Annotated in this window: 15 protein-coding genes; 12 read left to right on the top strand and 3 right to left on the bottom strand. The window is 58.5% G+C overall.

Annotation, left to right across the window (positions count from 1 at the left end):
* Positions 1-25 precede the first annotated feature (25 nt).
* From CLV88_RS14995 to CLV88_RS14970, 6 genes are all read left to right on the top strand, one after another.
* On the top strand, positions 26-1,768 hold the full coding sequence (locus tag CLV88_RS14995; protein ID WP_106609225.1) for a heparinase II/III family protein: 1,743 nt from the start codon (positions 26-28) through the stop codon (positions 1,766-1,768).
* Positions 1,769-1,790: 22 nt separating this feature from the next.
* A complete protein-coding gene (gene purH / locus CLV88_RS14990) occupies positions 1,791-3,380 on the top strand; it encodes a bifunctional phosphoribosylaminoimidazolecarboxamide formyltransferase/IMP cyclohydrolase (protein ID WP_106609224.1) in 1,590 nt (529 codons plus the stop codon).
* A 107-nt stretch (positions 3,381-3,487) separates the two neighbouring features.
* The gene (gene lspA / locus CLV88_RS14985; RefSeq protein WP_106609223.1) at positions 3,488-3,958 is read left to right on the top strand and encodes a signal peptidase II; all 471 of its coding nucleotides are present in this window, start codon (positions 3,488-3,490) and stop codon (positions 3,956-3,958) included.
* Between the two features lie 52 nt (positions 3,959-4,010).
* Entirely contained in the window at positions 4,011-4,526 is a 516-nt protein-coding gene (locus CLV88_RS14980) for a DUF3035 domain-containing protein (protein ID WP_106609222.1), read from the top strand.
* A 151-nt stretch (positions 4,527-4,677) separates the two neighbouring features.
* Entirely contained in the window at positions 4,678-6,012 is a 1,335-nt protein-coding gene (locus CLV88_RS14975; RefSeq protein WP_106609221.1) for a M16 family metallopeptidase, read from the top strand.
* Positions 6,009-7,307 carry a M16 family metallopeptidase gene (locus CLV88_RS14970; RefSeq protein ID WP_106609220.1) on the top strand — a complete coding sequence of 433 codons (1,299 nt, stop codon included), beginning with the start codon at positions 6,009-6,011 and terminating at the stop codon, positions 7,305-7,307. Before CLV88_RS14975 ends, CLV88_RS14970 begins: the two co-directional genes overlap by 4 nt.
* A gap of 41 nt (positions 7,308-7,348) precedes the next feature.
* On the opposite strand, the gene CLV88_RS14965 is transcribed toward CLV88_RS14970, so the two are convergent.
* Positions 7,349-8,119 (bottom strand): class I SAM-dependent methyltransferase, encoded by a 771-nt coding sequence (locus CLV88_RS14965; RefSeq protein WP_106609219.1) that lies wholly within the window; start codon positions 8,117-8,119, stop codon positions 7,349-7,351.
* A 190-nt stretch (positions 8,120-8,309) separates the two neighbouring features.
* Between CLV88_RS14965 and CLV88_RS14960 the strand changes: the two genes are divergently transcribed.
* Together CLV88_RS14960 and CLV88_RS14955 are read left to right on the top strand one after the other, a co-directional pair.
* Positions 8,310-9,695, top strand: a complete 1,386-nt coding sequence (locus CLV88_RS14960) for a DUF3179 domain-containing (seleno)protein (protein WP_243403676.1) — start codon at positions 8,310-8,312, stop codon at positions 9,693-9,695.
* A gap of 191 nt (positions 9,696-9,886) precedes the next feature.
* A complete protein-coding gene (locus CLV88_RS14955; protein WP_243403675.1) occupies positions 9,887-11,344 on the top strand; it encodes a diguanylate cyclase in 1,458 nt (485 codons plus the stop codon).
* A 147-nt stretch (positions 11,345-11,491) separates the two neighbouring features.
* Here the strand turns inward: CLV88_RS14955 and CLV88_RS14950 are convergent, their stop codons facing one another.
* Positions 11,492-13,837: an aldehyde dehydrogenase family protein gene (locus CLV88_RS14950; protein ID WP_106609217.1), complete on the bottom strand. Its 2,346-nt coding sequence runs from the start codon at positions 13,835-13,837 to the stop codon at positions 11,492-11,494.
* Between the two features lie 10 nt (positions 13,838-13,847).
* Entirely contained in the window at positions 13,848-14,852 is a 1,005-nt protein-coding gene (gene deoC, locus CLV88_RS14945) for a deoxyribose-phosphate aldolase (RefSeq protein WP_106609216.1), read from the bottom strand.
* A gap of 199 nt (positions 14,853-15,051) precedes the next feature.
* Between deoC and CLV88_RS14940 the strand changes: the two genes are divergently transcribed.
* The 4 genes from CLV88_RS14940 to CLV88_RS14925 are packed head-to-tail and all read left to right on the top strand — an operon-like array spanning position 15,052 to position 18,948.
* Positions 15,052-16,017: a metal ABC transporter solute-binding protein, Zn/Mn family gene (locus CLV88_RS14940; RefSeq protein ID WP_106609215.1), complete on the top strand. Its 966-nt coding sequence runs from the start codon at positions 15,052-15,054 to the stop codon at positions 16,015-16,017.
* A gap of 1 nt (position 16,018) precedes the next feature.
* The gene (locus tag CLV88_RS14935; protein WP_106609214.1) at positions 16,019-16,816 is read left to right on the top strand and encodes a metal ABC transporter ATP-binding protein; all 798 of its coding nucleotides are present in this window, start codon (positions 16,019-16,021) and stop codon (positions 16,814-16,816) included.
* A gap of 3 nt (positions 16,817-16,819) precedes the next feature.
* Positions 16,820-18,025, top strand: a complete 1,206-nt coding sequence (locus CLV88_RS14930; protein ID WP_106609213.1) for a metal ABC transporter permease — start codon at positions 16,820-16,822, stop codon at positions 18,023-18,025.
* The gene (locus CLV88_RS14925) at positions 18,022-18,948 is read left to right on the top strand and encodes a metal ABC transporter permease (RefSeq protein WP_106609212.1); all 927 of its coding nucleotides are present in this window, start codon (positions 18,022-18,024) and stop codon (positions 18,946-18,948) included. The genes CLV88_RS14930 and CLV88_RS14925 overlap by 4 nt, the downstream gene beginning before the upstream one ends.
* Positions 18,949-18,964 lie beyond the last annotated feature (16 nt).

The raw sequence follows: 18,964 nt of genomic DNA, 5'->3' as shown, positions 1-18,964 counted from the left end.
GCCAAAGAGCGTAGAGGCAGAGCAGATGTCCGACCCAAATAGTTTGTCAGCACGCTATACGCGGGCCATGCACCGGTTGCATGCGCGCATCTCTACGATGGCGCGTCCGGCGACGGGTTTCACGTCTATGCCAGAGCCGCGCACGATCGGGCTTTTTGCACGTGGCAAGCAGCTGGTGGCGGGTAATTTTCTGTTTGCGGGCCATCTGGTTAGCGCAACGGACACGTCGATCTGGGATATCGATATCCCCGATGAGGTTTTTGCGCAGGAGCTGCATGGGTTCGCCTGGATGGACGATCTGGCCGCGGTGGGGGATGCAGTTGCAAGGGACCGGGCGCAGCTTTGGCTATGGCGCTGGATTGATCGTTACGGCCAAGGGCGAGGGCCAGGATGGACGCCGGATTTGACGGGACGGCGGTTGATTCGCTGGATCAGCCACGCATTGTTTCTTTTGCGCTCACGCGATTCCGAGCAGTCAGAGGCTTTTTACCGCTCGCTTGGGCAGCAAACGATTTTCTTGTCGCGACGTTGGCAAAAGACGTCACCGGGATTGCCACGGTTTGAGGCGCTGACCGGGTTGATCTATGCCGGATTGGCGCTTGAAGGCATGGCCGAGCATGTGGCCCCGGCCTGTAAGGCGCTGGACAAGGAATGCCGCCGACAGGTGGACGAGCAGGGCGGGATCCCGACACGCAATCCGGAAGAGCTGTTGGAAGTGTTCACGTTGCTGACATGGGCGGCGACGGCGCTGGGCGAGGCGGGTAAGCCGGTCTCAGACGCGCACGAACAGGCGATTGCCCGCATTGCACCGACGCTGCGCACGTTACGGCACTCTGATGGAAGCCTCGCTCGGTTTCACGGCGGTGGGCGCGGCATGGAGGGGCGGCTGGACAGTGCGCTAGCCGAGAGTTCGGTCAAATCGCGTCAGGCGGATGGGTTGGCCATGGGGTATGCGCGGCTGAGCGCGGGGCGCACAAGTGTGGTTGTTGATGCAAGCCCGCCTCCGAAAGGAGACAGCTCGATCAATGCACATGCATCGACGTTGGCGTTTGAGCTGACCAGTGGGCGGCGGCCATTGATCGTGAATTGTGGGTCGGGGTCCGGCTTTGGTGAAGATTGGCGACGTGCAGGGCGGGCGACGCCTTCGCATTCGACATTGTCGCTGGATGGGTTGTCGAGCGCTCGGCTAGGTGAAGAAGGGCGCGGGTGGCGCGAAGAACACCTGGTGGATGGCCCTAAGGAGGTGCCGATCCAGATGAGCCAGGCATCAGATGGTCTGAGATTTGAGGGCGGGCATGATGGGTATTTGCGCACCCATGGGCTGACCCATGCACGCACTTTGGAGCTCACCTTTGATGGGCGCGGCATGGTCGGTGAGGATATGTTGATCGCGCTGGACGACACGGCGAAGCGGCGATTTGACCGGGTGATGGATGCCAAAACATTGCAGGGGATACCCTATGCGATGCGATTCCATTTACACCCAGAGGCAGATGCAGAGCTGGACATGGGTGGCGCGGCGGTGTCGATCGCACTCAAAAGCGGCGAGATTTGGGTCTTTCGACATGACGGAAGCGTTAAAATGGAGCTTGAACCCAGTGTTTTTCTCGAAAAAGGCCGATTAAAGCCCCGCGCGACAAAACAGGTCGTTCTATCTGGCGTGGCAATGGAGTATGCGACGCGCATCCGGTGGTCCCTTTCCAAAGCGCATGAAACATCCGTGGCGATCAGGGACCTGAACCGAGAAGAGCTGGACCTGACACATTGACCATTTGGGACGACACCAAGATATGACCGACATCACCCCCATCCGCCGCGCATTGATTTCTGTATCCGATAAGACTGGGCTCGTTGAGCTGGGCCAGGCATTGGCGGCGCGTGGCGTCGAGTTGCTTTCGACAGGCGGCAGCGCAGGTATGTTGCGGGAAGCGGGCTTGGCGGTGAAAGACGTGGCGGATATCACAGGGTTTCCCGAGATGATGGACGGGCGTGTGAAGACGTTGCACCCCAAAGTGCACGGTGGTTTGCTGGCGCTGCGTGAAAACCCAGAGCATGTGGCTGCGATGGAAGAGCACGGGATCGGGCCAATCGATCTTTTGGTTGTGAACCTGTATCCATTTGAAGAGACCGTGGCTAAGGGCGCGGATTATGACACATGTATCGAAAATATCGACATCGGTGGACCTGCGATGATCCGGGCCGCGGCAAAGAACCACGGCGACGTTGCCGTTGTTGTTGATGGCACAGACTATAGCGCGTTGCTGGACCAGATGGAGGCCAATGACGGCGCAACGACCTTGGCTTTCCGCAAGTCGCTGGCGCAGACGGCCTATGCGCGCACTGCGGCCTATGACGCCGCTGTATCCACATGGATGGCGGGCGCGATTGGCGAAGAGACGCCCCGCCGCCGCGCGGTGGCCGGTGAGCTGAAACAGACGTTGCGTTATGGCGAGAACAGCCATCAGCAGGCAGCATTCTATACGGATGGTTCCGGTCGTCCGGGTGTCGCGACAGCCCGGCAATTGCAGGGCAAAGAGCTGAGCTATAACAACATCAACGATACGGACGCCGCGTTTGAGCTGGTGTCTGAGTTTGATCCGGAAAATGGTCCGGCCTGTGCCATCATCAAACACGCTAACCCGTGTGGTGTCGCTGTGGGTGCGACGCTGGTTGAGGCGTATCAAAAGGCGTTTGATTGCGACCGCACCAGTGCGTTTGGCGGGATTGTCGCGTTGAACCAGCCGCTGGACGGTGAAACCGCCAAGAAGATCGTGGAGATCTTCACCGAGGTGGTGATTGCACCGGGTGCGTCAGAAGAAGCCAAGGAAATATTTTCGGCCAAGAAGAACCTGCGGTTGTTGCTGACCGATGGTCTGCCAGATCCGAAGGTGGCGATCACGGCCTACAAACAAGTTGCTGGCGGGTTGTTGGTGCAGGACAAGGACGTTGGGTATGTTGGGCTGGATGACCTTAAGGTCGTGACCAAGAAAGCGCCGGATGCGCAGGAATTGGCCGATCTGTTGTTTGCGTGGAAGGTGGCGAAACACGTCAAGTCAAACGCTATTGTCTACGTTAAAGGTGGCGCAACCGTGGGCGTGGGCGCAGGTCAGATGAGCCGGTTGGACAGTGCCAATGTGGCCGCCGCCAAAGCCGAGCGCATGGCCGCTGAATTGGGCATGAGCGAAAGCCCTGCCAAGGGCAGCGCTGTAGCGTCGGATGCGTTCTTTCCGTTTGCGGATGGACTGCTTGAAGCAGCCGCGGCGGGCGGCACTTGTGTGATCCAGCCGGGCGGATCTATGCGCGACGAAGAGGTCATCAAGGCCGCGGATGAGGCCGGTTTGGCTATGGTTTTTACCGGTATGCGCCATTTCCGTCACTAAGGCGGCAAGAGTTTTGTGCCCGGGTTCTCCGGGCGCACAGCGGCCAGAGTAAGCCCCTGAAAACAAGGGGCACACGGGCTGTGTAGCGAGGCAGAAAGGGGGCGCAGATGCGTCTGGTATTTTGGGCAGGATTCTGGGCGTTTCTGACGGACCAGGCCAGCAAGTACATAGTGGTGCACATGATGAATTTGCAGGAAATCCTGCAGATCGATGTGCTGCCGCCGCTGTTGCAGTTTCACATGGCGTGGAATCGTGGCATCAATTTTGGCTTGTTCGCCAACAATGCAGATGCGGCGCGCTGGATTCTGATTGCGCTGGCAATCGCGATTTCAGGATTTGTGCTATATTGGGTGCGCAAAGATCCGCCCGGCAAGTGGGGCCTGATCTGTGCCGGAATGCTGGTGGGCGGCGCGCTGGGCAATGTGGTGGATCGGCTGTTGTACGGTGCGGTTGCGGATTTCCTGAACATGTCCTGTTGTGGCATCGACAACCCATATGCGTTCAATTTCGCCGATGTCTGGATATTTGCGGGCGCGCTGGGGCTGGTGTTTTTTGGTGGGGAAAAAAGAGAGGCGTGACCTTGTCGCGGTGATGCGGTAAGGATTTCGCAAAGCTTATCGGAGGGTGGCAATGCGCATGATGCGTCTGCTGATGATCGGGTCTGTTCTGGCACTGGCTGCGTGCAGCGGTGAAAAAGGTGTGCGGGTTTTGTCCAAGACTGGCGATGGTCCGGACGAGTTTGTTGTTGTGCCGGGCAAACCACTGGTACAGCCAGAAAACTATGCTGCCCTGCCGCCGCCAACACCGGGCGGGCGCAATCTGAGTGATCAGGATCCGCTGGCAGATGCGGTGGTCGCCCTAGGCGGATCAGCCGCCGCACGGAGTAATACATCAAGCGTTGGGCGTGCGGATACGGCGTTGATCAACTATACCTCGCGCAATGGACGTCAGGCGGATATCCGCCGCACAGTTGCCGCCGAAGACGAAGCGTTTCGCGTCAAACGCGGGCGTTTCAGCAACATTCGAATTGTGCGACAGGACCGCTATAACGAGCTGTATCGGCGGGAAACGTTGCGAAGCTATGACGAATGGTGGCGCTGGCGGCGTGCTGGTGTGCGCACACCAGCCGCACCACCCGGTGAGTGACGGCGTGCAACGTAAGGCCGGGTGAAAAATCCGGTTATGTCCTCACATCTCTGTCACAGCCCTTGCAGCCGCGCCGTTCGAGCGTAACTATCATGTGATAGTTTTTCGACCGGTCTGCGGATGCGGTTGGTTCTTCGCAGAGAGGTTTTTCATGTTGCGACGTTTCGCTATGGCTGTGGGAGCCGCTGTTTTGGCCGTGCCCGCGTGGGCCAGTGATCTGGTGACGGATTTCACGCTGGACAACGGCATGGAGGTGGTGGTGATCGAGGATCATCGGGCGCCGGTTGTCATGCATATGGTTTGGTATCGAGCCGGTTCGGCAGATGAAAAGCCTGGTGTGTCCGGGGTGGCGCATTTTCTGGAGCACTTGCTGTTCAAGGGGACGGAAACGCTGGAACCGGGCGAGTTTTCCGCCACGGTGGCGGCTAATGGCGGGCGCGACAATGCGTTTACAAGTTATGACTACACCGGGTATTTTCAACGGGTCGCTGCAGATCGGCTGGAATTGATGATGCGCATGGAGAGTGATCGGATGGTCAACCTTCAGCTTGATGATGAGGACATTCTAACCGAGCGGGATGTGATCATCGAAGAGCGCAATCAAAGGGTGGAGAACAGCCCCGGTTCGCTGTTTCGCGAACAGATGAGCGCGGCGCAGTACATGAACCATCGGTATGGCGTACCTATCATTGGTTGGCGCCACGAGATGGTGGATTTATCATTGGAAGATGCGTTGGAGTATTACGAACAGTTCTATGCGCCCAATAACGCCATTCTGGTCGTCGCCGGCGATGTTGAGCCCGATGCGGTCAAAGTTTTGGCGGAACAATACTATGGTGTGATCCCGGCCAATCCCGATCTTGGGCCACGTGCACGCCCACAGGAACCGCCACAGACCAGCGCGCGGCGCATGGAGTACAGCGATCCGCGCGTGTCGCAGCCATATGTAACGCGGTCCTACCTTGCACCCGAGCGCAACCCCGGTGATCAGCGCACGGCTGCGGCGTTGACGTTGCTGGGCGAGGTTTTAGGCGGATCGCAGACGTCTGTTTTGAACCAGAAGTTGCAGTTTGAGGCAAAAAAAGTGGTTTATGCCGGGGCATGGTATAGTGGAACGACGCTGGATCAGACCACCTTTAACTTGACTGTGGTGCCAGTGCCGGGCGTGTCGCTGCGAGAGGCCGAGGACGCAATGGACGCAGCTGTGGCTGAGTTTATCGAAACAGGCGTAGACGGAGAGCAGCTTGACCGGATCAAGATGCAGCTGAGAGCGAGCCAGGTGTATGCCCGAGACGACGTTGAGGCGCTGGCCAATCGGTACGGGCGCGCGTTGACGTCCGGGTTGACGGTTGCGGATGTTCAGGAGTGGCCCGAGATCCTGCAATCGATCACTGGAGACGAGATTATTGCAGCGGCACAAGCTGTGTTTGACAGGAAACGGTCGGTCACGGGCTGGTTGATGGCCGAAGAGGAGGTCACGCAATGATGCGGTTTGTATTGGTATTTGTCGGGTTTTTTGCGGCATTGCCCGCATGGGCAGAGATCAACATCAAGGAAGTGACCTCTGAGGGCGGGATCAAGGCGTGGCTTGTAGAGGAACCGTCTATCCCATTTGTTGCGCTGGAACTGCGGTTTCGGGGCGGCACCTCGCTGGATGTTGCGGGCAAACGCGGGGCGACCAACCTGATGGTTGGGTTGCTCGAAGAGGGTGCCGGTGATCTGGATGCACAGGGGTTTGCGCGCGCAAGCGAAGCGCTGGCGGCGCAATTTGGGTATGACAGCCACGATGATGCGGTCACGATTTCGGCCCGGTTTCTGAGCGAAAACCGCGATGAAGCATTGGAGTTGCTGCGCTTGTCACTGATCGAGCCGACCTTTCCACAGGTTGCTGTGGACCGGGTACGTGCGCAGGTGCTGAGTGGCATTCGCTCTCGTGCAAAGGATCCTAACGACATCGCAGGAGAACATTTCAATGCGGCGGTTTTTGGTGATCATCCCTATGGCACCGACGGGTCAGGCACTGTTGAGAGCGTGACGGCCTTGACCCGCGACGACATTGTTGAGGCCCATCAGGGCGCATTAGCGCGGGACCGGCTGTTTGTTGCGGCGGTGGGCGACATCACCGCCGACGAGCTTGGGATGTTGCTGGATAACCTTTTGGGGGCGTTGCCCGAGACGGGCGCGCCCCTGCCCGAACGCGCGAACGAAGTGTTGAGCGGTGAAGTGGAGGTGGTTGAGTTTGAAACGCCACAATCAGTGGCGATCTTTGGCCAGCCGGGTATTCATCGAGAAGACCCGGATTTCTTTGCGGCCTATGTGCTCAACACGATCATGGGCGGCGGCGGTTTTGAAAGCCGGTTGATGACCGAGGTGCGTGAGAAGCGCGGCCTGACATATGGGGTCTATTCCTATCTGGTTCTTCGGGATCATTCCGACTTGTATCTGGGCAGTGTGGCATCGGCCAACGACCGGATTGGCGAGGCGATTGACGTCATCCGCGCTGAATGGGCGCGAATGGCCGAGAATGGCGTCACGCAGGACGAACTGACAGCGGCCAAGGCGCTTTTGACCGGGGCCTATCCGCTGCGATTTGATGGTAACGGGTCGATTGCCAAGATCATGGTTGGAATGCAGATGGATGGCTTGCCGGTTGATTACATTGTGACGCGGAATGATCAGGTGGATGCGGTGACGCTGGACCAGATCAACCGGGTCGCGGGCGAGCTGTTGGACCCAGAGGCGCTGACCTTTGTGGTGGTTGGTAAGCCTGACGGCGTGTAAAGAAGCAGGCCCCTTGTCGGTGATAGGGGGTCTTTTTCATTCTAGTTCGGTTTTCTGAGGTGAAAGACCTGCTCGACCGGGTATTCTTTGGCCCAGTCAGAAGGGATCGCGGCGCGTGTCCCTTGCGCCCATTCTGGTGCATAGAGTTCTTGATACCGGGTGACGAGGAAGCCGATTTGTGAAAACAAGTCCATCCAACCAGACATAGTCAGATTGAAACACACGCCGGTCGGTTCAAATTCGACCGTGGTCCAGTCAGCGCCCCATATGTTTTTGTAGGGCCGGTGCAGGGTGCGATTGGCGGGCGCACCGTCGAGTGGCGAACAGATCAGTGATAAAGGGTGGTTGCCGAGGAACACGAGCTGTCCACCGGGGCGCAGCAATCGCCATGCCTCGGGCAGCCACGAATCCGGAGGGCACCAGATCGAGGCGCCGTATTCCGAGATTGCAAAGTCGAACGACCCATCGGGCAGGCCGGTTTCCTCGGCGTTGCCTTCGACAAACGCGATGTCAGAGCCGTGTTGTGTTGCCAGATTGCGCGCGGTTTGCAGTTGCTCGGTAGAGATGTCGATCCCCGTCACCCGCGCTCCGCGCCGGGACATCCAGTAAGAGACATACCCCGTGCCACATCCGAGCTCGATTGCGTCCATGCCCGCCATATCGACAGGCAGCATGGACAGTTGTTCTTCGGTATTGCCCCAGGTGCCCCATTGCGGTGGATCGAGAACCCAGCGGTCCTTAGCAAAATCGACCCAGTTGGCGGCGTCGGCATTCCAGACATCTTTGTTGGTCGTCAAGTAATCGCGGGTCATAGCTTCTCTCTCGCGGTGTATGGGATTGGGTTTAGCACAATAATTGGGTGCAAATATTGCTGTTTAGCGTGCGCTCACGCGTCGATGATACAGACGTGAATTGAGTGGTCGAGTGTTTGTGCGACACTGGGTGTGTGAGTTCGGTTGCGCCGAACCCGATTTGGGCAAGTCACAACAAAGGGGGGAAAGCATGAGCATGTCACGTGGAATAATTGGCGTGATCCGCAGGATGGTTGGGGTGATGGTTTTGGGGGCGCTGGTAACCATTAGCGCTGGGCCGCGTGTTTACGCAAAGGCACTCTCGTCACATGTGATTGAGCAATATGGCGCGCCGCCGGGCGTTCCGGAAGGCCGGTTGCCTCCAGCCGTGCGAGAGGCGGTACATGTGGTGTTTGAAGAAAGCCTTGAGCAATCGGCTTGGGGGCAGGATCAGGAGACTGCGCTGCGCGAAATTGCGGAGTCTGGCGATCCACGGCTGGTGTGGATCATAAGCGATATGATGCGGTTCACGTGGCGGCGTAACTTTGACGATGCCTTAGCCGCCGCAGCAGAAACCTTATTGCAGGTCGAGTTGAAAACACCTCAGCGCTGGGGGGAGATTACGGATTACCTGATCGCATGGAATATTCCGGCCTATCCGGGGTATTTGGACACGAAGCGCTCGATTTTTACAAATTTCGTCCCCGGATGGGAGCGCATCTTTGTCGAGGGTGACATTGACTGGCGCATGGTATCGTGGGGTGGCGTGCTGATTGATGACCGTCCATTTGGCACGACGGATACCCCGTGCAACTGCATTCCGGCCGCGGACAACCCGGAGGTTGTGAGTGCTAAGGAGGCGCGGTGGTTAAAGAAGCGTGACATCGTGTTTGGAGTTGAGGTCAATGGCGAATACCGCGCCTATCCGCGCCAGATCATGGAAGTGCGCGAGATGGTGAATGACACGCTGGGCGGGCGCGACTTGGGTATTCCCTATTGCACGTTATGCGGCGCGGCGCAGGCCTATTTCACGGATAACATCCCAGGCGTTATGCGGCCTGTTTTGAGGACGTCGGGACTGCTTATCCGGTCGAACAAGGTGATGTATGACCTCAACACCTACTCGGTTTTTGACACGTTTCGCGGCGATGCGGTGACAGGGCCGTTGGCAAGGAAGGGTGTCAAGCTGGAGCAGGTCAGTGTTGTAACGACAACCTGGGGCGAATGGGAAAAAGCACATCCAGAGACAACAGTACTGGTCGAGTCGTTGGCGCTGGGGCGGAATTTCGATTTTCGCAATGGGCGCGATGCGGATGGCCCGATTTTCCCGGTGGGGGATGTGGACCCGCGTTTGGGCGTGCATGAGGATGTGATCGGTGTGGTGACGGCGAGCGGTCAGCCGGTGGCGTTTCAGCGTAGCAAGGCGTTTTCTGCGCTAAAGCAGGGGCGCGACGTTATTGTTGAGAACGTACATTTGAAGCTGGATGCCGGGGGCATTCGGGCAGTGGATGCAAGCGGCAAAGATTTGGGCAGTCATCAGGCGTTTTGGTTTGCGTGGTCGCAATTTTACCCTGGCACAGCTTTGTGGGCTGGATAGGCGCCAGATGATGGGCGGGTGTACTCGAAGGCATTTTGCTCAAAGGCGATGCATTTTTGGCGACTGATTTAGGGAGCATTAACACAATTCAGACGGTTCGCCGTTAGCTTGGGGCCCGACTTGGGGTTGGAGCGATGACGTACATGACGGAAAACAGAAAGCCACCAAAGACGAACACGGCCACGCCGGTCATGAGCAGTAATAGCGCACAGCTGTTTGAAATCCTCAACCAGATGGAGCAGGGCATCGTCGCTTGGTCGCCGGACGGTGTGTGCAGGCTTCACAATGACAGGATTTTCCGAGTTCTGGAGTTGAATACGTGTGATCTTCGGGTGGGGATGAGCCGAGAACAGTTTCTGAAAATCAGTGTCTCGTATGGCGTTATTTCCCAAGCCAAAATGGATGAAGTTCAGGGGAATTTCAAAAGCGGTCAGCCGTTCCACTTTGATCGTAATATGCCCTCGGGGCGGGTGGTGTCATCCTTTGCGCGGCCCTTGATGGATGGCGGATATGTGGTGACTTTTACCGATGTGACCCAGTTTCGTCGGGACGCCGCCGACTTGGACAAGGCAAAGAAGGCCGCGGAAGCCGCGGAGACAAAGGCGCTTGCTCTTCTGGCAAAAGAGCAAGCTTGGCGCAGTGAAGGGAAGCTGCTGGCGCAGCTGGACGAGTGGTTGCAGAGCTGCAAGTCACTGGACGAGCTGTTTGAGGTCGTGCGTCGTTTCATGCCGAGCCTGCTGCCGTGCACCGATGGAGAGCTGTATCTGTATTCCAACTCGCGTGATGTGTTGGACGGGAGCTGTACATGGGGGGAGGCCAAAACCCACGACCATATCGCGCCGGACAGTTGTTGGGCGTTGCGACGCGGCCGGGGCTATCATTATGACGCATCCGGTGCCGGGTTAGAGTGTCAGCATATGCTGGACGCGGCAGATGGCATTCCAGAGATCGAGAATGCGATCTGTGTGCCGATTGTAGCTCATGGAGATACGGTTGGATTACTGCACGTGGTTTATCCAGCGCAGATGGAGCGCAGGCGTGTTCTGGAGGCGAACGAGTTTGCGTTGCAATGCGGAGAACATATCAGTCTGGCGATTGCCAATGTGAAACTGCGCGACGAGTTGCACGACCAGAGCACGCGCGGCCCGCTGACCCGATTATACAATCGACGTTATTTCCTGGAGGCGTTGCGATCCGATGGGGTCATGGCAGCGCGCAAGGATGAGAGTTTTGCTTTGCTGGCATTTGACGCGGACAAGTTCAAATCGTTCAACGACAATCACGGGCATGATGCGGGCGACATGGTGTTGCGCGCGATCAGCGACAAGATGCTGGACATGTTTGCCAAAGGAGAAACGCCGTGCCGATTTGGTGGTGAAGAGTTTTCCGTGCTGGTGCCGAAGGCGGATACGGCACGTGGGCTTGTGATTGCGGAAAAATTGCGGGCAGCGGTTGAAGAGGTTCAGGTGCGCTATGGGGCCGGTGAGTTGCCACGGGTGACGATTTCTATTGGTGTGGCGAGCTATCCAGCTGATGGGACCATGCCGCAAGACTTGATTAAGGCGGCTGACAAGGCGCTTTATGCGGCCAAGGCCGCTGGGCGTAATTGCGTACGCGCGGCTGCTGATGTGGAGGGGAAATGTTGTTGAATGCGACCTTTTATGCAACATCCGAATAGGAGCGCGGAAGGTGACGTGGGAAAGGCGGCTTTGCCCCCGTCACAGCGGGCTGTGACAAGGGCAAAGTATTTTTACAAGACGAAGTGAGGGGCGATCATGGCAGACTGCCCCTTTCAATCATTCGCCGTAGGGGATCCAGATGTTTTTAACCTGGGTTGCCGCTTGCAGGAAGGCGCCGCCTTCTCCGGCTGGGCCGTGCCAATCGCGCGATTGGGTGTTGTTGACCCAGGTGCGTTTGAGGTTGCCCGCGCTTTCGCGTTCGAGTGTGGCGGAAAGGTCGGTCGAGGAGAAGGACCAGACCGCGTCCACATCAAGGTGACCGGCCAGTGGTTTGGCGAGTTCGGCGTGGGAACCAGTGAGGATATTGACCACGCCAGCGGGCACGTCAGAGGTTTCCAGCACTTGGTAAAAGTCGGTGGCGGCGAGGGGGAAAGGCTCGGATGCGATCAGTATGGCGCGGTTGCCCATGGCGATGGCGGGGGCCATTGTCGAGACTAGACCGAGCAAGGGAGCCTCGTCTGGGCAGAAGGCGCCGATCACACCAACGGGTTCTTTCATGGCCAGCGCCACGCCGCGAATTGGCACACCATGTGCCTGGCCATCGTATTTGTCGGCCCAAGCGGCATAGGTGAAGAGGCGCTGGACCGCGGCGTCGACCTCGCGCGCGCCGTTGCGCGCCCCGGTCAGGGCGTTGATCCGGGCGGCGAATTCATCATGCCGTGCCGAGAGGTTTTCGGCGATATAGTAGAGGATTTGCGCGCGCAGGTGCCCGGTGGTGCCGGACCAGCCTTTGGCGGCTTGGGCAGCCTCGACTGCGTTGCGCAGGTCTTTGCGGTTGGCCAGTGGGGCCTGTCCGAGAAGGGCGCCGGTTTTACCGTAAACGTTGCGGGAATAGCCGCCATCGGGCCGCGTCTGCTTGCCTCCGATATAGAGTTTGGCGGTGCGGTCGAGCGGGTCAGCGGGACCCTTGTCGCCGGTGAATGCGGTGAGGGGATTGAGCGGCTTGGCGCTGGAATTGGGTTTGGTGTAGGCGGAAAGACCTTCCCAGCCGCCTTCACGTCCAAAGCCACTTTCGCGTATTCCGCCAAAGCCAGCGGCGGCGTCAAAGAGATTGGTCGCATTTACCCATACGACCCCGGCAACCAGTTTCGGTGCGATGTCGAGGGCGAGGTTCACATTCTCGGTCCAGAGCGTTGCGGCGAGCCCGTAGCGCGTGTTGTTGGCCAGTGCCACGGCCTCGGACGGAGTGCGGAAAGTGGTGGAGACCAGTACGGGGCCGAAGATTTCCTCTTGCATGAGGCGTGACGAGGGGGCGAGGCCGGTGATCAGGGTGGGCGGGTAGAAACAGCCTTCGACGGGCATGTCGACGGCGGCGGCGTAGGTTTCGCCTTCGGTGTTGCTGGCCACCAAGTTGGTGATGGTTTGCAACTGGACCGGATCGACGACCGCGCCGACGTCGATGCATTTGTCGAGCGGATTGCCAAGGCGCAACCCATCCATGCGGGTCTTGAGCTTGGCGTGGAACCGATCTGCGATGCCTTCTTGCACAAGCAAGCGTGAGCCGGCGCAACAAACCTGGCCTTGGTTGAACCAGATTGCATCGACAAGCCCCTCGATGGCGCTGTCGATATCGGCGTCGTCAAAAACAATGTAAGGGGACTTGCCGCCTAACTCGAGCGTGAGGGATTTGCCCGAGCCTGCCGTGGCGGCGCGGATGGCGCGCCCAACAGAGGTGGAGCCAGTGAAGGCGATTTTATCGATGCCGTCATGGGCGGTGATCATTTCGCCCACAGCGCCATCGCCAGTCACAATGTTGACCACACCTGCAGGGACGCCCGCCTGTTGGCAGATATCAGCAAACAGGAGGGCGGTAAGAGACGTGTATTCGGCGGGTTTCAGCACCACCGTGTTGCCCATGGCGAGCGCCGGGGCGACCTTCCATGCGAGCATCAGGAGGGGGAAGTTCCAAGGGATGATCTGGCCACAGACGCCGAGTGCCTCTGCGTCGGGCAGTTCGCTCTCCATCAGTTGGGCCATGCCAGCGTGATAGTAGAAGTGGCGCTGGACAAGGGGGATATCGATGTCGCGGCTTTCGCGGATCGGTTTGCCGTTGTCGAGTGTTTCGAGCACGGCAAAGAGGCGTGAGTGTTTTTGCAACAGGCGCGCGATGGCGTAGATGATCTTAGCGCGGCCATGGCCGCCGAGCTTTTGCCATTTGGGTTGCGCCTTGCGGGCGGCATCAACGGCGGCGTTCACTTCGTCTTGGGTGGCCTGAGACAGGTCGGCGAGAGTTTCCCCGTTGGCAGGATTGCGCGACTGGAAATCCTTGCGCGGAGTGGTCCAAGTGCCGTTGATGAACTGGCCAAAAGCCGCGCCCTGATCAACGATCCATGCCAGCGCATCAGCAGCGGATTCAGGGGCGGGGCCGTAGTCCATAGACTCGAAGATTTCTTTCACGGTCATGAGCGTATCCTCAGGCCATTGCGTGGCGGTAGGAGGCCGAATAGTGGCCGGTGACATGGTGTTCGAGCTGGCGTTCGATGTCATTCAAAAGCGAGCTTGCGCCAAAGCGGAAAAGGTCAGGTTGCAGCCAGCGGTCGCCGAGTTCGTCTTTCATGAGCGCCAAGTAGACCAGGGCGTCCTTGGCCTTGGAGATGCCACCTGCGGGTTTGTAACCGATGCGGTAGCCGGTGCGGTCGTAATAGTCGCGGATGGCGCGGATCATGACGAGCGAGACAGGCAAGGTGGCATTAACGCTTTCCTTACCGGTTGACGTTTTGATGAAATCGGCTCCGGCCATCATACACACGAGCGAAGCGCGCGCGACGTTGCGAAGCGTGCCGAGTTCGCCGGTGGCGAGAATGGCTTTGACGTGCGCGTCGCCGCACGCTTCGCGGAAGGCTTTCATCTCATCGTAGAGTGCCTGCCAATTGCCTTGCAGGACGTGGCGGCGGGTGATGACGATATCGATTTCTTCGGCGCCTGCTTTGACGCTTTCTTCAATCTCTGCCACGCGCAGATGGAAAGGTGAGAGACCCGCTGGAAAGCCGGTGGAGACTGCTGCGACAGGGATACCTGTGCCTGCGACGGCGGAGACCGCCGTGTCGACCATGTCGTGGTAAACGCAGACAGCCCCTGTAGTGAGCCCGGTCATGCCAAGCGCATCGAGGATGTCTGCGCGCACAGGGTTTGCGGCCTTGGCACATAGTCGGCGCACGCGTTCTTCGGTATCGTCGCCAGCCAGAGTTGTCAGGTCGATGCAAGCGATCGCCCGACAGAGCCATGCCGCCTGATAGTCTTTCTTGACCGAACGGCGGCCCGGCAGTGTCTTGGCGCGACGTTCAATGGCTGACGTGTTGGCCTGTGCCATGCGCACCCAATCGAGATCAAGCGCCATGCCGGGATTGCGGGGCTCGATGGCTGTGGGCAGCTGGTGGCCGGACGTGGTGTCGTCCTGTGTCATGATAGGCGTCTGCATGTGCGTGTCCTCAGGTGGGGCCTGATCGAAAAAACAGGCCTTACCGTGTCACGGTGACGGGTGGTTTTCAAGCGCGCGCGTTGGGGAAATCGTCATTTTTTGACCTTTTGGTCAAGTTAAGTTGCAAATAATTCGCAATTGCGTTGACATTATTGAGAATGGTTCTCATATTCAAGTTGAACAAGGGTGAGGTACGTCCATGCGATTCTCGCGTCGTGGTTTTCTGGCAGCTGGTGCCGCAGTTGGGTTTTCCGGTTTTTCCGGTCCGGTTTTGGCGTCCGACACACTGTCGGTTGTGGCAACGACGGGCATGATTGCTGATACCGCGCGTCGCATTGGTGGTGGCGCGGTTGAGGTCAAGTCACTGATGGGGGCGGGAGTTGATCCGCATGCCTATCGCCAGACCCGCACCGATATTGTCGCCATGACGCGCGCGGATCTTGTGCTGTGGCATGGGTTGTATCTTGAGGCACAGATGCAGGATTTCCTGCACAAGCTGGAAAAGCGCGGCACAGTTGTGGCGGCGACAGACACCTTACCCCGCGAGTTGTTGCGCGGGCATGACGATTATGCCGACAAGTTTGACCCTCATGTTTGGATGGACCCGACATTGTGGACATATGTTGTAGAGCATATCCGCGACGCGCTGACCGCCAAAAGTCCGGCGAATGCCGAGTTGTTTGCAGCCAACACAAAAACTCTGATTACCGAGCTGGAGGCCTTGGCCGTCTATGGTGCACGGGCGATGGCCACGGTGCCCCAAGAAGCACGCGTCTTGGTAACGGCGCATGATGCATTTGGCTATTTTGGCCGCGCATATGGGTTTGAGGTTATGGGTATTCAGGGCATTTCGACCGAATCCGAAGCGGGCCTGAACCGCATTGGCGAACTGGTAGACCTGCTGGTTGAGCGCAAAATCGGTGCCGTGTTTGTGGAGAGCTCGGTCTCGGACCGGTCGATCCGCGCGCTGAGCGAGGGTGCAGCCGCCAAGGGGCATGAGGTGATCATCGGAGGCGAGCTGTTCTCAGATGCGATGGGGCAGGAGGGCACCTATGAGGGCACTTATCCCGGCATGATTGACCATAATTTCACAGTGATAGCTGGTGCGTTGGGCGGTTCGGTGCCTGCGCGTGGTTTGAGCGGCAAGCTGTCAGCGGGGTCTTGATATGACAGTTGAGTTGATCTCTGATCAAGGCATTGCACCAGATGCGCGCCACCCGGAAGAGAGCCCACTGGCAATTCGCGGGATGACGGTGTCATACGGTCAAAAGCCGGTTGTGTTTTCGGTCGATATGACGGTGCAAGAGGGGTCAATGACGGCTATCATTGGCCCAAATGGGGCCGGTAAATCGACATTGCTCAAGGCGGCGCTTGGGATTGTGACACCCTTGGCCGGGCAGGCAAAGGTTTTTGGAAAGCCTCTCAGATCACAACGACATCGTATCGCGTATGTTCCGCAGCGCGCCAGCGTTGACTGGGATTTTCCAACACGAGTGATCGACGTTGTTTTGATGGGGCTGTACCGTGAGCTGGGTTTGTTGCGACGGGTGCGCAAGACGCATCTGGACAAGGCCACCTCATGTTTGGAGCGCGTCGGAATGGCGGATTTTGCAGATCGCCAGATTGGGCAATTGTCCGGTGGTCAGCAACAGCGAGTGTTTCTGGCGCGCGCGTTGGCGCAAGGGGCAGATTTGTATCTGTTAGACGAACCGTTTGCCGGTGTCGATGCCGCAACCGAAAAGGCGATTATCGCGGTGCTCAAGGGATTGCGTGCAGATGGCAAGACGGTGGTGGCGGTGCATCATGATCTGGCAACGGTACACGAGTATTTTGACCGGGTGTTCCTGATCAACACACGTAAGGTTGCCGAAGGGTCCGTGGCCGAAGCCTTTACGCCGGACGCTTTGGATCGGGCCTATGGTGGCCGTCTGGCGACGGCTCAGATGGATCGTGCGGCGAGCTAAGTTATGATTTGGGACGCGTTGACGTTGCAGCTTGGCTACAATGCCACGCTGGTGACAATTGGTGCCTGTTTCCTCGGCGTGGCCGCTGGGGTGACGGGGACGTTCCTCTATTTGCGAAAACGCGCGCTGGTCAGCGATGCGATCAGCCATGCGACACTGCCCGGGGTTGGTCTGGCCTTTATGGCGATGGTGGCACTGGGCGGTGACGGACGCAACTTGCCCGGTCTTTTGTTTGGCTCGGCTGTGTCCGCTGGATTGGGTTTGTTGTGCGTGAACTGGCTGACCCGGCGCACACGTCTGGCCGAAGATGCCGCGATTGGCGCGGTGTTGTCGGTGTTCTTTGGTTTTGGCATTGTGTTGCTCACCGTCATTCAAAACATGAGCGCAGGGCGCGCCGCGGGCCTGGAAGGGTTTTTATTGGGGTCAACAGCGGGGATGCTGTGGAATGACGCGATGGTGATTGCCGGTGGAGGCGTGTTGACGCTGGTGCTGGTGATGATCTTGCGCCGCCCCATGAGCCATGTGGCATTTGACCCGGAATTTGCGGCCTCGAGCGGGGTTAATGTGGCGCGGATCGATCTGGCGATCATGGGGCTGGCAATGGCGGTCACGGTGGTGGGGCTCAAGATCGTGGGCTTGATCCTGATTGTGGCCATGCTGATCATCCCTCCGGTGACGGCGCGGTTCTGGACAAATCGCACGGATTTGATGGTGCTTATTTCCGGCACATGCGGAGGCATCGCGGCGTGGGTTGGTGCGGCCCTGTCGGCGAGCGCACCGTCGCTGCCAACTGGCCCGATCATCGTTCTGGTCAGCTTTGCGATGTTTGCGGTATCGTTGTTTCTGGCTCCAAACCGGGGCGTGCTGGCTGCGATACTGCGCCATCGCCGGTTCCAACGTCGTGTGCATTTGCGCCAAGGGTTGTTAGCGCTGGCTCAAGGTCAACCGATCTATGAAGCATTTACGCTGCGTCTGCTAAAGCGGGCAGGACTTGCGCTGTCGGATGGGGTGGCGACCGAAGCTGGCAAGGCGCGGGCGGCAAAGGCGCTGCGCGACGAGAAACGCTGGGAATTAGTGCGAGCGGACCCGTTGTTTGAAAGCGCGGCGGCCCTGTATGACGGGTTGCGTGAGATTGAGACCGTGCTGACAGGTGATCAGATTGACGAAATTGACAACCGAATTGGCGGACCAAAAGGGGTGATGTCATGAGCGGTGTCGAGTTTGTTCCTCTGTCATTGACACCATTATTGATCGGCGTGTTTTCTGCTGTTGCCTGCGCGTTGCCGGGAAATTTCCTTTTGTTGCGGCGCCAAGCGTTGATTGGAGATGCGATCAGCCATGTGGTGTTGCCGGGTATCGTGGTAGCGTTTTTGGTCACGGGTGTGGTAACCGCGTGGCCGACGATGATTGGCGCGGCACTGGCATCATTGGTGGCCGTGGTCATGATAGAGGCTGTGCGCCGTCTAGGACGGATCGAACCGGGCGCGGCGATGGGACTGACCTTTACGGCGATGTTCGCGGGTGGCGTTTTGCTGTTGGAGCAAAGCGACACGTCCGGTGTTCATCTGGACGTTGAACACGCGCTTTACGGTAATCTGGAGGCGCTCATCTGGCTGGACGCCGTGGGCTGGGAGAGCCTGCTCGACCCGGTTGCGCTGGCCGGGTTGCCGGACGAGTTGCTGCGGATCGCGCTCACGCTGGTTGCGGTGGGTGTGTTCCTGTGGGTGTGTTGGCGCCCGTTGAAATTGTCGACCTTTGATGAAGCCTTTGCGCAGACGCTTGGAATGCGCACCAGCTGGATTGGACTGGCGCTGGTGGTTGTTGCCGCAATTGCGGCGGTGGCCGCGTTTGACGCGGTCGGGTCGATCATCGTTATTGCGATGTTCATTTGCCCGCCCGCTGCTGCCCGTTTGATGACCAATCGGCTTGAGATACAGATCACTTGGTCGGTGGTATTTGCAGTTCTATCGGCGGTGCTGGGATATATTCTGGCGGGATATGGGCCATTGTGGTTGGGGCTGGACAATGCGGTCAGTGCCGCGGGAATGATTGCGACCGTGTCGGGGCTTATTCTGGCGGCGTGCGCGCTGTGGGCGCCCTGCCGGATGCGATCGGGCGCACCGGCGCAATAACCTTTGGAATTCTCAA

The sequence above is a fragment of the Shimia abyssi genome (assembly GCF_003014475.1).
In the GTDB taxonomy this organism is placed as follows: Bacteria; Pseudomonadota; Alphaproteobacteria; order Rhodobacterales; family Rhodobacteraceae; genus Shimia; species Shimia abyssi.
This window is presented reverse-complemented; position numbering and strand designations above follow the sequence as displayed.

Excerpts from the sequence above, each read along its gene's own strand:
- CLV88_RS14970 (WP_106609220.1), top strand. The coding sequence starts at position 6,009 with ATGATGCGGTTTGTATTGGTATTTGTCGGGTTTTTTGCGGCATTGCCC.
- CLV88_RS14975 (WP_106609221.1), top strand. The coding sequence starts at position 4,678 with ATGTTGCGACGTTTCGCTATGGCTGTGGGAGCCGCTGTTTTGGCCGTG.
- CLV88_RS14950 (WP_106609217.1), bottom strand. The coding sequence starts at position 13,837 with ATGACCGTGAAAGAAATCTTCGAGTCTATGGACTACGGCCCCGCCCCT.
- CLV88_RS14995 (WP_106609225.1), top strand. The coding sequence starts at position 26 with ATGTCCGACCCAAATAGTTTGTCAGCACGCTATACGCGGGCCATGCAC.
- CLV88_RS14940 (WP_106609215.1), top strand. The coding sequence starts at position 15,052 with ATGCGATTCTCGCGTCGTGGTTTTCTGGCAGCTGGTGCCGCAGTTGGG.
- CLV88_RS14960 (WP_243403676.1), top strand. The coding sequence starts at position 8,310 with ATGAGCATGTCACGTGGAATAATTGGCGTGATCCGCAGGATGGTTGGG.
- lspA (WP_106609223.1), top strand. The coding sequence starts at position 3,488 with ATGCGTCTGGTATTTTGGGCAGGATTCTGGGCGTTTCTGACGGACCAG.
- CLV88_RS14965 (WP_106609219.1), bottom strand. The coding sequence starts at position 8,119 with ATGACCCGCGATTACTTGACGACCAACAAAGATGTCTGGAATGCCGAC.
- deoC (WP_106609216.1), bottom strand. The coding sequence starts at position 14,852 with ATGCAGACGCCTATCATGACACAGGACGACACCACGTCCGGCCACCAG.
- CLV88_RS14980 (WP_106609222.1), top strand. The coding sequence starts at position 4,011 with ATGCGCATGATGCGTCTGCTGATGATCGGGTCTGTTCTGGCACTGGCT.
- CLV88_RS14930 (WP_106609213.1), top strand. The coding sequence starts at position 16,820 with ATGATTTGGGACGCGTTGACGTTGCAGCTTGGCTACAATGCCACGCTG.
- CLV88_RS14925 (WP_106609212.1), top strand. The coding sequence starts at position 18,022 with ATGAGCGGTGTCGAGTTTGTTCCTCTGTCATTGACACCATTATTGATC.
- purH (WP_106609224.1), top strand. The coding sequence starts at position 1,791 with ATGACCGACATCACCCCCATCCGCCGCGCATTGATTTCTGTATCCGAT.
- CLV88_RS14935 (WP_106609214.1), top strand. The coding sequence starts at position 16,019 with ATGACAGTTGAGTTGATCTCTGATCAAGGCATTGCACCAGATGCGCGC.
- CLV88_RS14955 (WP_243403675.1), top strand. The coding sequence starts at position 9,887 with ATGAGCAGTAATAGCGCACAGCTGTTTGAAATCCTCAACCAGATGGAG.